8 protein-coding genes are annotated in these 15,221 nt (G+C 28.9%); 5 read left to right on the top strand and 3 right to left on the bottom strand.

Annotation, left to right across the window (positions count from 1 at the left end):
• Positions 1-24 precede the first annotated feature (24 nt).
• From holA to mrdB, 4 genes are all read left to right on the top strand, one after another.
• Complete coding sequence (gene holA, locus K0T98_RS01375; RefSeq protein WP_225639622.1) at positions 25-1,059, top strand: DNA polymerase III subunit delta; 1,035 nt, start codon at positions 25-27, stop codon at positions 1,057-1,059.
• Positions 1,049-1,711 carry a nicotinate-nucleotide adenylyltransferase gene (nadD, locus tag K0T98_RS01370; protein WP_225639621.1) on the top strand — a complete coding sequence of 221 codons (663 nt, stop codon included), beginning with the start codon at positions 1,049-1,051 and terminating at the stop codon, positions 1,709-1,711. Before holA ends, nadD begins: the two co-directional genes overlap by 11 nt.
• Before the next feature lie 659 nt (positions 1,712-2,370).
• Positions 2,371-4,218, top strand: coding sequence for a peptidoglycan DD-transpeptidase MrdA (gene mrdA, locus K0T98_RS01365; protein ID WP_225639620.1), 1,848 nt, complete (start codon positions 2,371-2,373; stop codon positions 4,216-4,218).
• Positions 4,219-4,291: 73 nt separating this feature from the next.
• The gene (gene mrdB / locus K0T98_RS01360) at positions 4,292-5,404 is read left to right on the top strand and encodes a peptidoglycan glycosyltransferase MrdB (protein ID WP_225639662.1); all 1,113 of its coding nucleotides are present in this window, start codon (positions 4,292-4,294) and stop codon (positions 5,402-5,404) included.
• 217 nt (positions 5,405-5,621) lie between these two features.
• Here mrdB and deoD read toward each other — a convergent pair whose 3' ends face one another.
• Complete coding sequence (gene deoD / locus K0T98_RS01355; protein ID WP_225639619.1) at positions 5,622-6,359, bottom strand: purine-nucleoside phosphorylase; 738 nt, start codon at positions 6,357-6,359, stop codon at positions 5,622-5,624.
• A gap of 218 nt (positions 6,360-6,577) precedes the next feature.
• Positions 6,578-7,807 carry a phosphopentomutase gene (deoB, locus tag K0T98_RS01350; protein WP_225639618.1) on the bottom strand — a complete coding sequence of 410 codons (1,230 nt, stop codon included), beginning with the start codon at positions 7,805-7,807 and terminating at the stop codon, positions 6,578-6,580.
• A gap of 879 nt (positions 7,808-8,686) precedes the next feature.
• Between deoB and K0T98_RS01345 the strand changes: the two genes are divergently transcribed.
• On the top strand, positions 8,687-10,252 hold the full coding sequence (locus K0T98_RS01345; RefSeq protein ID WP_225639617.1) for a TerC family protein: 1,566 nt from the start codon (positions 8,687-8,689) through the stop codon (positions 10,250-10,252).
• A 1,609-nt stretch (positions 10,253-11,861) separates the two neighbouring features.
• Here the strand turns inward: K0T98_RS01345 and mscM are convergent.
• Positions 11,862-15,155, bottom strand: a complete 3,294-nt coding sequence (gene mscM, locus K0T98_RS01340; RefSeq protein WP_225639616.1) for a miniconductance mechanosensitive channel MscM — start codon at positions 15,153-15,155, stop codon at positions 11,862-11,864.
• Positions 15,156-15,221 lie beyond the last annotated feature (66 nt).

Below are 15,221 nucleotides of genomic sequence, written 5' to 3'. Positions count from 1 at the left end.
ACTACGGAAATATTCAGAAATAAAATGACTCGTGTGTATCCTGAACAACTTGCTTCACTACTCCGCAAGAAATTACATAATTGTTATTTCATTATAGGTAATGAACCCTTATTATTAAAGGAAAGCTTTGATCTTATTCGTCAAGAGGCTTATCGTTATAATTTTACTGAATATTTTCACTTCACGTTAAACGCAAATACTGATTGGGAAAATATTTTTATTCTTTCTAAGTCTATAAGCTTATTTGCAAATCGTAAAATAATATCTCTAACCATGCCAGAAAATGAAATTAATACTACTTTGAATATACAACTAAATAAATTTATTACTTTTTTACATTCTGGTATATTACTCATTATTAGTAGTAATAAAATTACTAAAATACAAAAAAATAACTTATGGTATAAAATAATTACTAAGAAATCCTTAATGATTATCTGCAATACCCCCGATCAGTATAAGTTACCTATTTGGGTTACTTATCGTGCAATTCATATGAATCTTCAGCTTGATAATGCAGCTAATAAAATTATTTGTTCATACTATGAAGGTAACTTAATAGCACTCTCACAAATTTTAGAACTCCTATTACTTCTATATCCAGACAGTAATGTAACCGTATCCCGAGTGAAAGAAGTAGTAAATAATGTAACACATTTTTACCCATATCACTGGATAGAAGCTATCCTATCAGCTAATATTAAACGCGCATGGCGAATTCTACAACAACTTTCTCAAGAGGGTGTAGAACCTCTAATACTACTACGTATAATGCAACGTGAGGTATTATTGTTAATAAAATTAAAAGTTAAAATGACTAATACTTCACTACTACAATTATGTGATACATACAAAGTATGGCAAAGTCGTCGAACATTAATTATACAAGCATTACAAAGATTAGATTTACAACATCTGTATCAGGCTATTTACTTACTATCGCAAATTGAAATCATTATTAAGCAAGAGTATAACTGGTCAATTTGGAGAAAACTAGAGTCATTGACAATGTTATTATGCGGTATATTACTTCCGGAGAGCATGTTAAATGCAGAATAAAGCTTTTCATAATACACAACTTACAGCAATTTTTGGGGGTACTTTTGATCCCATTCATTACGGGCATATAAAATCAGTTACAGCTATGGCAAGAGAAGTTAATTTAGAACATATAATTATTCTACCTAATAATATACCTCCTCATCGTCCAACACCAGAAGCAAATGCTCAACAAAGGCTAAAAATGGTTAAATTAGCAATTGAGGGAAATATGTTATTTTCTATTGATAAACGTGAATTGGATCGTCTCACTCCCTCTTATACTATTGATACATTAGAAGAAATACGCTACGATTTTGGTTATACTACACCCCTGGCTTTTATTATTGGACAAGATTCTTTTTTAACACTACACACATGGGATCGTTGGGAAATAATTCTTAATTACTGTCATTTAATAGTCTGTGCACGTCCTAAATACCCTAATAAGTTAGAAAAATTAGAATTACAGAAATGGTTTAAAAAAAATCAAGTTTTTAATGCTAAATTACTTAGCAGTAAAGCACATGGATACATATATTTTGCTGCTACCCCCTTATTTAATATCTCAGCAACTGATATTAGGCAACGCTACCATCAGTCAATAAACTGTGATAACCTTTTTCCACAAAAAGTTCAAAATTATATAAAATTACAAAGGCTTTACCGTTAAATTTTTTCATATGTTACAATGTATATATTATTTAAGATTTAAATCTTAAATTCAATTAAATTAATTTATTATACAATTTAATCACTTTAAAAACGTTTAAAATTTTTTTCATAAAAACTATCTCAAATTAAATGTTTACAATTAAATATCTATAAAAATTTATTTCTATAAAAATATAATATTTACTCTTAAAAACTCTCCATAGATAGTCGTTAAATCTGAACTATAAAATAGTTAAGATTTAACGACAAAAATTATATCCTGAGCACATTCAAGATAATCTAACTAAATAAATTATTTATAAAACTTAAAGATAATAATAGGTTTTATTAATCTATTTACTATAAAATAAATATAGATCTATGACAGGGGGTTACTTAATTAAAGTATTATACTAAAATACTAAAATATAAAAGAAAATAAATAAAATTTTAACAAAATAAATAGTTATAATTTTACATTATTACTAATAAAGTAATTTCTTTTACAATGTATATACTGATTATCTGAAAATTTATTATTTATAGGGCACAATAAATAAAATAGTAATATGTCGTTATAGCCAATATCAGTAACTATTTTCTCTAACTATATTATTAAAATTAATTTATTTAGTTCTGTTATGTACCAGACAATCACTAAGAATACAATGGCATACAATGAAAATATATCGCAAACCTTTTCGTAATTATTCAGAAGAATACTCGTTATTTATTAGACGTATTCTTATTTCTTTTCTAGGAATCTTAATTTTATCTGGAATATTAATTCTTAATTTACATCATCTTCAGATACTGCATTTCGAAGATTATAAAACTCGCTCTAACGAAAATCGTATTAAACTAGTACCAATAGCACCTAGACGCGGTATAATTTATGATCGTAATGGTATTCCTCTTACATTTAATCGTACTATTTATCATCTTGAAGTCATACCTGAAAAAGTTGATAACTTACAATCTCAGCTGAATACTCTTCGCGATATTGTTAATCTTACAGAAAAAGATTTAGAACATTTTAAAAAAGAACGTAAAAGATTAGGTAGTTTTACCTCCGTAATAGTAAAAAATGCATTAAACGAAGTTCAGATTGCTCACTTTGCCGTTAATCAATTTCACTTCCCAGGTTTTGAAGTTAAGAGCCATCAATATCGCTTCTATCCTTATGGATCAGCTCTTACACACGTTATAGGATATGTATCTAAAATTAACAATAAAGACATTGAATATTTAGAAAAAAATAATAAAATTGCTAATTACGCAGCAACTCATGATATAGGAAAGTTAGGTATAGAACACTATTACGAAGACATTCTACATGGTAGAACAGGATATGAGGAGATTGAAGTTAACAACAGGGGAAGATTTATACGTCATTTACGTGAACAACTTCCACAATCTGGTAAAGATATCTACCTCACACTAGATCTTAACTTACAACTTTACCTAGAACAATTATTAGAAGGAAACCGCGCTGCTTTAGTAGTTAGTGATCCCCGTACTGGCGCTATTTTAGCTATGGTTACCAACCCAAGCTATGATCCTAATCTATTTGTTAATGGAATTTCAATAAAAGAATATAATCGTCTTCTTAGTGATCCTAATCGTCCTCTAATTAATCGCGCAACCCAAGGACTCTATCCACCTGCTTCTACCGTAAAACCATATATAGCTGTTTCAGCCCTTAGTGCAGGTGTTATTACCAAAAATTATATTATATTTGATCCAGGATGGTGGCAGTTACTTGGTTCTAAAAAGCGCTTTCATGACTGGAAAAGATGGGGTCATGGTTATCTAAATGTGACTAAAGCTCTAGAAGAATCTGCAGATACTTTTTTCTATCAAGTATCATACGATATGGGTATAGATCGACTATCTAAATGGCTAGGTAAATTTGGTTACGGTCATTATACTGGTATTGATTTATCTGAAGAGAGTTCAGGACTAATGCCAACTCGTGAGTGGAAAAGAAGGCGCTATAAAAAACCATGGTATCAAGGGGACACTATACCAGTAGGTATAGGTCAAGGTTATTGGACAGCAACCCCTATTCAGATGTCTAAAGCCTTAAATACTCTCATTAATGATGGAAACATAAAAGTACCGCATTTACTACATAGTACTCACATAAATGGACAAGTCATTCCTTATAAACAGCGGGAATCAGTACAAATTGGAAATATACATTCTGGATATTGGGAAATAGCTAAAGATGGTATGTATGGTGTTGCTAATCGTAATAACGGAACAGCACATAAGTATTTTGCTAATGCTCCTTATAAGATTGCTGCCAAATCAGGTACCGCACAAGTATTTAGTTATAAAACATATAATGTTCATACATTAGCTGAACATTTACGCGATCATAAACTAATGACGGCATTTGCACCATACGAGCATCCTCAAGTGTCTGTAGCTATTATTCTCGAGAATGGTGGATCTGGACTATCAGTAGGTACTCTTGTCCGTCAAATTCTAGATCACATAATACTAGGGGATCAAAATTAGATACTACCTAGTGGGATATTTAAGTCACTTCTAGAACATCAAAAGTGATAGGACATACAAAGAGAGTAATTATATAATAAAAAATCAACAACAACGTTCTATTTGGGTAAAAATGCATATTGATAAGTTATTTCTACTCTGTATTCTGTCTATTCTAGCCTATAGTACTTTTATAATGTGGAGTGCAAGTGGTCAGGATATTAATATGATGGAAAGAAGAATAGAGCAAATATTTATAGGATTATGTATTATGTTAACTATGGCTCAAATACCACCGCGCGTATATGAAGGTTGGGCGCCATATTTTTATATATTCTGTATTATACTGCTGATTTTAGTGGATGTATTTGGTCAGATCAGTAAAGGGGCACAACGCTGGCTAAATTTAGGTTTTTTACGATTTCAACCCTCAGAAATTGCTAAAATTGCTGTACCATTAATAGTGGCTCGCTTTATCAATCGTGATGTTTGTCCACCTTCATTAAAAAATACCTGCATTGCATTGACTTTAATTTTTATGCCAACGTTATTGGTGGCAATCCAACCAGATTTAGGAACTTCTATTTTAGTGGCTATTTCAGGATTATTTATTTTATTTCTTGCAGGACTTAGTTGGCGAATAATTATGATCGCAGTAGTATTTATGATGGCATTAATGCCAATTTTTTGGTTTTTTCTAATGCAAGATTACCAACAGAATCGTATAATTATGCTACTGAATTCTAAGCAAGATCCATTAGGTGCTGGATACCATATTATTCAATCTAAAATTGCTATTGGTTCTGGGGGTTTTAGCGGCAAAGGGTGGCTCCATGGCACCCAATCACAGCTAGAATTTTTACCAGAACGCCATACAGATTTTATATTTGCTGTACTTGCTGAAGAGCTAGGACTAGTTGGTGTTCTACTGCTACTAGGACTCTATCTATTAACTATTATACGTGGTATAATTATTGCAGTAAAATCTCAAACTACTTTTGGCCGCGTAATAGTAGGTGATTTTATGTTAATTTTATTTGTATATGTTTTTGTTAATATAGGAATGGTAAGTGGACTCTTACCGGTAGTTGGAATACCTTTACCATTAGTAAGTTATGGAGGTTCAGCGCTCATCGTTTTAATGGCAGGATTTGGTATAGTTATGTCTATACATACTCATAGAAAAATGCTATCTAAAAATTTATAAATATTCTTTGTCAGTATTTTTATAAATGTTTATAATAATTTTTATTCATAATTTACTTATAGTATAAATACTAATTAATCTTATTAAAAAAATCAAATATGGTAATATACAAAGGTAGATATTAATAATTAAAAATTTTATTTAATAAAAACAGTTAATTGTTATAATTTATACTAACTTACGATATAAAATTATATTTATTTTATATTTTATTTACTTATGTATTATCTCTTTCTTCTTCTGCATCACCTAACAAGATAGATTCAAGAGCAATCTCAATCATATCATTAAACGTAGTTTGACGCTCTTCAGGAGAAAGTTTTTCATGAGTACGTATATGATCAGAAACAGTACAAATAGTCAGCGCTTTTGCACAAAACTCAGCAGCTACACTATAAAGACCAGCAGCTTCCATCTCTACACCTAAAATTCCGTATTTATCCATTACATCTAACATAGATAGATCTTGCGTATAAAACAGGTCTGTAGAAAATATATTACCTACTTTTGCTTGAATATTTTTTACTTTGCATGCTGTAAAAGCATTACTTACCATATGGAAATCCGCAATGGCAGCATAATCATTGTCCTTAAAACGTAAACGATTAACTTTGGAATCAGTACATGCACCCATACCAATAACTATATCTCGTAATTTAATATTCATGTTTACAGCACCACATGAACCAACACGGATAAGTTTCTTAACACCAAAATCTGTTATAAGTTCTTTTGCATATATAGAACAAGATGGGATACCCATACCGTGCCCCATCACAGAGATTTTCCGACCTTTATAAGTACCGGTAAAACCTAACATACCACGTACGCTATTTACCTGAATAATATTTTGCATAAAAACTGTAGCTATGTATTTTGCACGTAATGGATCTCCGGGCATTAAAACAACGTCTGCAAAACACCCTATCTCAGCATTAATATGAGGTGTAGACATATTTATTTAATCCTTTTTTATATTAATATCTTTTATAATTATATAAAATATTATATAATCAAAACACAAAAAAATTTTTCTTAGAAAGAAACAGGTTTAATAATGAATCAAACTTATAATTATAATAATTTTATTTTGGTATATATTAAAAATATCTTAGTACATTAAAAAACTTTTCAATTTATTTAATCTAATAATTAATTTAATTGTTAATACAATTAAAAATTAAACATAGATTCACCATAATCCATTGGTGATAAGCAAAAATAATTTGCTATTGTTTGCCCAATATCAGCAAAAGTTTTACGATGACCTAATGACCCTGGTTTAATTTTGGGACCATAAATTAATACTGGAATATTCTCACGAGTATGGTCAGATCCTGCCCAAGTAGGATCACAACCATGGTCAGCAGTAAAGATAATGATATCATCATCTTTAACTAATTTCAGCATTTCAGGTTGGCGACGATCAAAAAGCTCTAATGCAGCCGCATAACCAGCTACGTCTCGACGGTGACCATATAAAGAATCGAAATCAACAAAGTTAGTAAATACGATAGTATTATTATTAGCTCTTTCCATTTCCATTAACGTTGCATCAAATAATGCATTAATACCACTGGCTTTTACTTTTTTAGTAATACCTACTCCGGCATAAATATCAGAAATTTTACCTATTGATATTACTTCTCCACCTTTCTCATCAACTAATTTTTTTAATACAGTTGGTGCTGGCGGTTCAACAGCTAAATCATGCCTATTATCTGTACGCCTAAATTCTTCTGGTTTATTACCTAAAAATGGGCGAGCGATAACGCGTCCAATATTATAACCACCATTAGTTAACTCTTCACGTGCAATTTTACATAGTTTGTATAAACATTCTAATTTAAAGGTTTCTTCATGACAAGCAATCTGAAATACCGAGTCTGCGGAAGTATAAAAAATTGGTTTACCAGTCTTTATGTGTTCTATACCTAACTTTTTCAAAATTACAGTACCAGAAGAATGACAATTACCTAAATAACCAGGAAGATTACATCGTTTTACTATAATATCTAATAATTTTTGAGGAAAACTATTTTCAGGGTGAGAAAAGTAACCCCAATTAAACAATACTGGAACACCAGCTATTTCCCAATGACCAGAGGGTGTATCTTTACCTGATGAAATAGAACTAGCATAACCATAAGCACCAATTATTTTTATATCTCTATCTAATCCTTTTGGAAAAATACCAGTTGATTCTTCGGCTGCTTTACCTAATCCTAACCTACTAAAGTTTGGTAGCTTCAACTGGCCTATACGTCCAATATTAGCCTCACCTAGAGCACATATATCAGCAATATGACCTAAAGTATTAGAACCAACATCATTAAAATATTCAGCATCTTTACTTGCACCTATTCCAAATGAATCTAATACTATAATAAATATACGTTTCATATTACTCCCATTTTTAATGTTGTATTAAAGAGTCAATGAAATCTTCATTTTTATGTACATTGATAGATAAAATGTTTATTTATAAGTATATTATAATTTAATAAATATATTTATTTTAATTAAAATAAATTATCCAGTATAATAATTTATAGTATATAAAAATATCTCAACCCCAAATAATAAATAGCTTTTCTTTCTTATAAAGAAAGATAGTATTTAGTATAGTTAATAACTGTATATCAAGAAAACTGATTTTAATATAGTTTAAATAAACTAGATGTTAATATAGTATTATTTATTCTTTTTGTATTACAACCTCTAAAGTTGACTAATAATACAATATATGATATTAAACATCATTATACAATATTTTATAATTCATAAATAGTTCCAGAGATTATAAAAGTAAAGTTATTTTGTTAATAATTAACTTTTATAAAATATAAATTTTATTTATATTTTATAAAAACTTTTTTGTCTTATTAATTATTTTTTTAATTCTAAATATTAATAATATACTTCAAAAACTGTTTATAAAGTCTCTTATTATTAGTTATCATCACTATACTTACTCACCTGACTTTGTCAATTATTAATAGTGCTAGGTTAATCATAAATCTTCTTTATACTACTTAACTAATAATAAATCGCAAACTAGTATATTAAAGAGACATTATTTTATAAAAATAAAAATAAATTTTTTAATATAAAAAATATATTTATCTGAAATATTTTCTATGCTACTCCTTGAGTTTCTAGACACTATTATATATCTAATATTACCATATTATTACAAGTATATTAATACTTAGATGAGTCGTCTTAATTACTATTTTTTTCTAAAAGATCTATAATAACTTCAAAGGTATAACAAACCGTATGGAATGGATCGCAGATCCAACTATTTGGGCAGGTCTTGCAACACTTATTATTCTAGAGATTGTTTTAGGTATTGATAATCTTGTATTTATTGCGATTTTAGCTGAAAAATTACCGAACGAACAGCGTGATAAAGCCCGTATAGTAGGGCTATTGCTAGCATTAATTATGAGATTAATGCTTTTAATATCTATATCTTGGTTAGAAACCCTTACAAATTCAATACTCACAATCGGTGGACATAATTTTAGTGCTCGTGATTTAATTATGCTAATTGGTGGTATGTTTTTATTATTTAAAGCAACTGTTGAGCTTAACCAACAATTAGAGGGAAAAGATCATGAAAATAATACTCAATGTAAGGGTGCCAAGTTCTGGCCTGTTGTCATCCAAATAGTTGTACTAGATGCTGTATTCTCACTTGATTCTGTTATTACTGCAGTAGGTTTAGTTGAACATCTAGCAGTAATGATGGCAGCTGTATGTATTGCCATGAGTATGATGCTATTTGCTAGTAAGCCACTAACTAACTTCATTAATTCTCATTTAACTATTATTATTCTTTGTCTTAGTTTTCTATTAATGATTGGTTTTAGCTTGGTTGCTGAAGGTTTTAATTATATCATACCAAAAGGATATCTTTACGCTGCTATTGGTTTTTCGGTAATTATAGAAATATTAAACCATTTATCACAATATAATCGTCGTCGCTTCCTCTCTTCATCCCGTACCCTACGTGAACGTACTGCAGAAGCCGTCTTAAGACTTCTCAGTGGTAAAAATGAAGAAATACAATTAGATTCTAACATTCCGCATTTAATTACAAACACAAATAATGAAGATGATCTTTTTATTCCTCAAGAACGCATGATGATTGAGCGTGTATTAGGTATGGCTCAACGTACAGTAAGTAGTATCATGACCTCTCGCCATGATGTTGAACAACTAGATCTTAGTAATTCACAGGATAAGCTAGACGCATTATTACAAAAAAATTTACATACACGTATAGTAGTTACAGACAATAACGCTACTGATGAGCCTCTTGGCATTATTCATGTAATTGATCTTTTAAAGCAACACTTACAAGGTGAAAATTTTAATTTTCGTTCTTTAATTAAACAGCCCTTAATATTTCCAGAGGGTGTCTCGTTACTAATGGCTCTTGAACAATTCCGTCAAGCTAAAACTCATTTTGCTTTTGTAGTGGATGAATTTGGATCTGTTGAGGGGGTTGTTACATTAACAGATGTAATGGAAACAATTGCTGGTAATCTTCCTGTTGCAGATGAAGATATTGATCCACGTCACGATATCAAGCAAAACGAAGATGATACATGGATCGCTAATGGATATATACCTCTAGAAGATTTGGTACTTTATATACCACTTCCTATTAATCATAAACGTGAGTACTATACCTTAGCTGGTTTACTTATGGAATATTTACAGCGTATACCCAGCGTAGGTGAAAAAATTAAAATTGGTAATTATATTTTTGAACCACTTGAAATTATCAGTCATAGAATTGTAAAAATTAAAATTACACCAATAACACTATTATAGATAGTGATGCAATTTAATAAAAATATATTAATTTTCAATCATTAAAAACATTATTAACGATAGTTGTAGACTAATAAAGTTAATGACTTTAAGTTAGTGCATTATTATATTATATATTATATATTATAATATTATTATATTATACTTATAACTTAAACAAAATGCATATATATAAATATTTTTATTTATATCTTCTTATAAAGAACATTAACTTTAGTATATGCTGATTATTAATACTAAAATCAATCACTAATAGTGTATAATAATCCTTATTAAAAAATTAAAGTATGAAAATACAAATATTTTGAAAATATATAATAACCTTATTGTTATAAAACAGTACAAATACTTCATGTAGCTTTTTAATAACGCAGATAAAAATATTTTAATAAAGAATTCTTTCGCTATTTACTCTTATATATAGTAAACTAAAGTCACTAACTTCCTTCAAATTCTTATAACAATATGCTTTAACTAAAACCATAATGGATTAATTAAAAGATCAATTCAGATCCTTTTTAGTTATTCTTTTGATAACTATATGTAATCAAAAAATTAAATGTTATACTTATATAACATAATTAATTATTTGGAAAATACATAAAAATTAATATTGAATAATTTTTATTATTATAAATAATTATATAATAATTAATATCAGATATATATTTAAAATAAAAAACTATTAATCACTATACTCTTAAATATTCTTTTTATGAAGTATTATAATAATAATAATTTAAAATAGAATGTACCTATATTAAATTTATAAAATACTTATAAATTTATGCTAGTTGATAAGATATATTTCTTCACTTTTCTAATTATAATAATAATTTTAAAATAATTAATTTTATGCTTTGATCATATATTAATAAATGTTATTTAATTAAATTATATTATAATAATATATAAAAACCTATAAAATATATTATTAAATACCTTAATAGTAATATAAATATATTAATTTATATAAAACTATTACGATATGCTATATAAATATAAAAATAAATCATCATCGCCAATCTGTGAAGATAAGTAATATACTTTAAATTATTTTTATATCTTATAATTTATCTTTTTAAAACATATTTAGATCATTAATCAAAAATAATAACTTATCTTATAATATAATATAATATAATATATTATGATATAACAAAATATATATCATTTAATGATATCTTAACTTTTATAAAAGTTATTAATTAATTGCATTAATACAATAATAATAATTATTAATTTCGTTAATTGGATTACTTTTTATAAAGAAGTATATTTTGTTTATGTATCTATTTCCAAATAATATACTGACATGAGATAAAAAATAAAATATTAAATTTTAATATAGTTAATACTATAAAGTATATTTATATACAGTAAAATATTCTAAGTAATACTAAAAATTTCAACACTCCCTAAAAATACAATACTAAGTTATATAAATAATACATATGTTAGATAACTAGAACTATCTTTTATTATTAAGAGCTTTCATAATAATATTTATATAAAAATATAATATATTATATACTCTAAATTGTTTTTAATTATTATAATAAATTTAATAATAAATATTTTATTAAGTAATAAAAAATTAAACTATTTTTTAGCTATATTGATTACGAGATTTCCTTAAAGTATTGATGCTAATTTGTAATGGGGGAAAAGGTAATATAAGAGAATTTTGATGAAAATAAGACAGAATAAGTTGATGCATTTCATGTCTCAGTGGCATACGATGCGACATCTCAGCAGCATAAATACGCAATTCAAAAATTTGTATACCTTGCTGTATATCAACTAAATAAGCCTCTGGAGCTGGTACTTCTAACACAAGTGAACATTTGGCAGCTGCTTCTAATAAAATACTAGTCACTTTCCTACTATCAGCACTAGTATCAGTTGGTACGGTTAGTACCACACGAGTTATAGTATCGCTTAATGACCAATTAATAAACTGTTCAGTAATAAAAGCTTTATTTGGAACTATAATTTCCTTTCTATCCCAATCAGAAATAGTAGTAGCACGAGTATTTATTTTAGTAATAGAACCAGTAAGATCGCGGATAGTTACAGTATCTCCAATGCGAATCGGTTTTTCAAATAATATAATAAGACCAGAAGCAAAATTAGCTACAATTTCTTGTAATCCAAAACCTAAACCCAGGGTTAAAGCAGCTACTAGCCATTGCAATTTCACCCATTCAATTCCTAACATAGAAAAACTAATTAAACCACCAAAAAGTAATAGTAAATATTTTGTTATACTAGTAATAGCGTATCCTGTACCAGGAGTTAAATCTAAATGTTGTAATAAACCAAGTTCTAATAATGCTGGTAAATTTTTAACTAACTGTACAGTAACAAACATAATTAATATGGCAATTAATACTGCACCTAATGTTATTGCCTGAAGACTTTCCACACCTTTTGCTGAAGAGGTTATATCCCACAGATGAATATTTTCAAGAAAAGCAAAAGCAGAATGCAGTTCAGACCATAACCAAATAAGTAAAACTAAAGCTACCATAGTTAGAATTGAACGTACTAAACGTAAAGATTGAGCGCTAATAGCATCTAAATCAACTACCGGTTCTTCAATATCTTGACTACCTTCAATACTATGTGGAGTAGAATCTTCTTCACTCTTACTTCTTTTTTCAAGACGTTCTGCACGACGTTGTTTCGCACGCTCAAAAGCAATTCGCCGTTTCTGTATTAACATCCAGCGACGAATAATATAGTACACAACAAGAAGTATAAACCAAATAGCAACCGAACTTTCTAAACGAGCCAATAAAACCTGTGCTGTATTAAAGTATCCAAACAATGAAGCAAAAGCTGCAACTAATGGTGCACAAAGCAAAACCCACCATAATGCATGATTTATTAAATTATCTCCATCTCCCTGTTTATTTAAGTACAGTGGAATTTTAGCTCGCTTAAGACTAATAGTCAGCATGCTCAGAGCTAAACAGAGCATAATAAAACAAGATCTTCCTAGAGATCCAGCAAAAAAACGATCATTCATATTATTAAATGTTACTAATGCAATCAGTAAAGGTACAATAAACCATATTGACATACGATAATAGCGCATTGCACGTTTCACTTGATATTCTTTCCATCGAAAATGAGCGATAAACAGCCCATGTGGATGTGCAAATGCAGCGCTAATCATGAATGCCCATAACACTGGTAGTGCAGTATTTACACCATATCCTATAGCCATAGCCACAGGATATGGCCATGCATTCTGCAAACCATAACCTAAAACTGCCCATAGAGATAATAATGGTAAAGAGGCAAGTATTGACCAAAAAACACTACGTAAAGTTAGTGCAATGTGGTCTTGAGTGACCTTACCTACTTTAAAAGTAGCGCGTTCCATAAATGATTGGTAATAACGACGAGAATATAAACTAAAACTGACTAATAGCATTATACACAATAAGGGTAACAGAGTTTCTTTGGATGTTATCATCATACAACAGGCTTTGCTAATCTGAGATAATGTATTAAGTGATAAGAAACAATTTAAACTTTCTAATATATCTAATGGTGCTGTCATATGCAAAGGATTAACATCAGCTGTCCAAAAAAGATATCGATGGGTTAAATATTTAATTTCTGCAAGCGCATCAATAAGTTGTGTATTAGCTATTTTAAGTTTAGTGAGTTCCAGAATTTGTAAATCACAACCAGATAATAGAGAATTTAATAATTCTTTTTGTATAGCTAATTGGTTTTTTAACAAAAGTTTTTGTGAGGCGGTTAAAGTTTTACCATCATTTTTTTTATAATCTGATATGGTATCTATTTTATTAATTAAATTTTCAAAATGAAGTCGTTGTACCCGTAGTTTTGCCATTTCACCGTCAAACTTCTGTAATTTTGGTTTATCTGGTAAACGAGCAACCTGTGCTCGAAGAGTATCCCCTAAAGCAGTTGATTCTCCTAGCCACTGGGACTGTTCTCTAATTGTACTAAGTGCTTGACATACTTGTATATTTTGTGTCTCAACAATACGTTGCTGGCTGGCAATCTCATTCATTTTAGCTGTTTGTTCATTCCATAATCGTGAGAGATCTTGGTTTATTTTAAGCTGTTTTGTGATAAATTGCGGAATATCTTGACTGTGTTCTATTAGTTGTTCAGTATGCCTTAAGACCTGCTTAGCTTCTCTCTGACGCTGAAAATGTAGAATATTATGTAAATCTTTTAATTTAATTTTAAGCCATTTGTGATGCTTACGTAATACATCAACTTGTAATCGCGATAATTCTTGACGATTTTCTGCTGAAATCTGCTCAAGTTCTAATTCATCTACCAATGCTTCGTGTGCTACAACTTCAGCTTGCAATTGGTTATATTTAGCCTGTGATAACTGTGTATTAGTAGTAATAATATTTTTTAATCTATATTCTGCTTCTGCTAAATATTTACGAAATATAACTTGTTTTTGTGGAATTTTATTAAGTGAATCACTAATCTTACGTGATTGATATAACTCTTGTTGTAATGCATGTGATACTTCCAATAATTGCCTGCTAGTTTGTAAGATTAGCTGTTCAACGTCTTTAGAAGACATATTAGATACAATTAGTGGTGGAATTTTTTTATTGCCTAACTGCTGACGTAGTTCAGTGTTAAGTTTAGGAAAGTCACTAATAATTTTTAAGTACTTCTGAGTACGTTGGGTAGATTCCTTAATCTTATTTAACCACTTTAAACTGCCCTGGAGTACTTCAACTATTTCAGCTTGATTAGCAGTATTGTTATGAGTCTCAATTTGTGTTAATGTATGATAAATTTTCTTTTCATTAAAGGTAGCATTCAAATCTACCGGAAGGGATAATATCAGTAACCCGGTTATCAATAATTTGGTAATCAGGCGCATAATTTTTCCTTTCTTTAGAGATTTTTTTCATTAATCCTTATATAATATTTAATAGTAAAAAATATT

Origin of the sequence: Candidatus Profftia sp. (ex Adelges kitamiensis), assembly GCF_020342455.1 — a bacterium.
GTDB lineage: Bacteria > Pseudomonadota > Gammaproteobacteria > Enterobacterales > Enterobacteriaceae > Profftia.
This window is presented reverse-complemented; position numbering and strand designations above follow the sequence as displayed.

Coding starts and splice junctions, on each gene's coding strand:
- mrdA (WP_225639620.1), top strand. CDS start 2,371: ATGAAAATATATCGCAAACCTTTTCGTAATTATTCAGAAGAATACTCG.
- K0T98_RS01345 (WP_225639617.1), top strand. CDS start 8,687: ATGGAATGGATCGCAGATCCAACTATTTGGGCAGGTCTTGCAACACTT.
- mscM (WP_225639616.1), bottom strand. CDS start 15,155: ATGCGCCTGATTACCAAATTATTGATAACCGGGTTACTGATATTATCC.
- nadD (WP_225639621.1), top strand. CDS start 1,049: ATGCAGAATAAAGCTTTTCATAATACACAACTTACAGCAATTTTTGGG.
- deoD (WP_225639619.1), bottom strand. CDS start 6,359: ATGTCTACACCTCATATTAATGCTGAGATAGGGTGTTTTGCAGACGTT.
- deoB (WP_225639618.1), bottom strand. CDS start 7,807: ATGAAACGTATATTTATTATAGTATTAGATTCATTTGGAATAGGTGCA.
- holA (WP_225639622.1), top strand. CDS start 25: ATGACTCGTGTGTATCCTGAACAACTTGCTTCACTACTCCGCAAGAAA.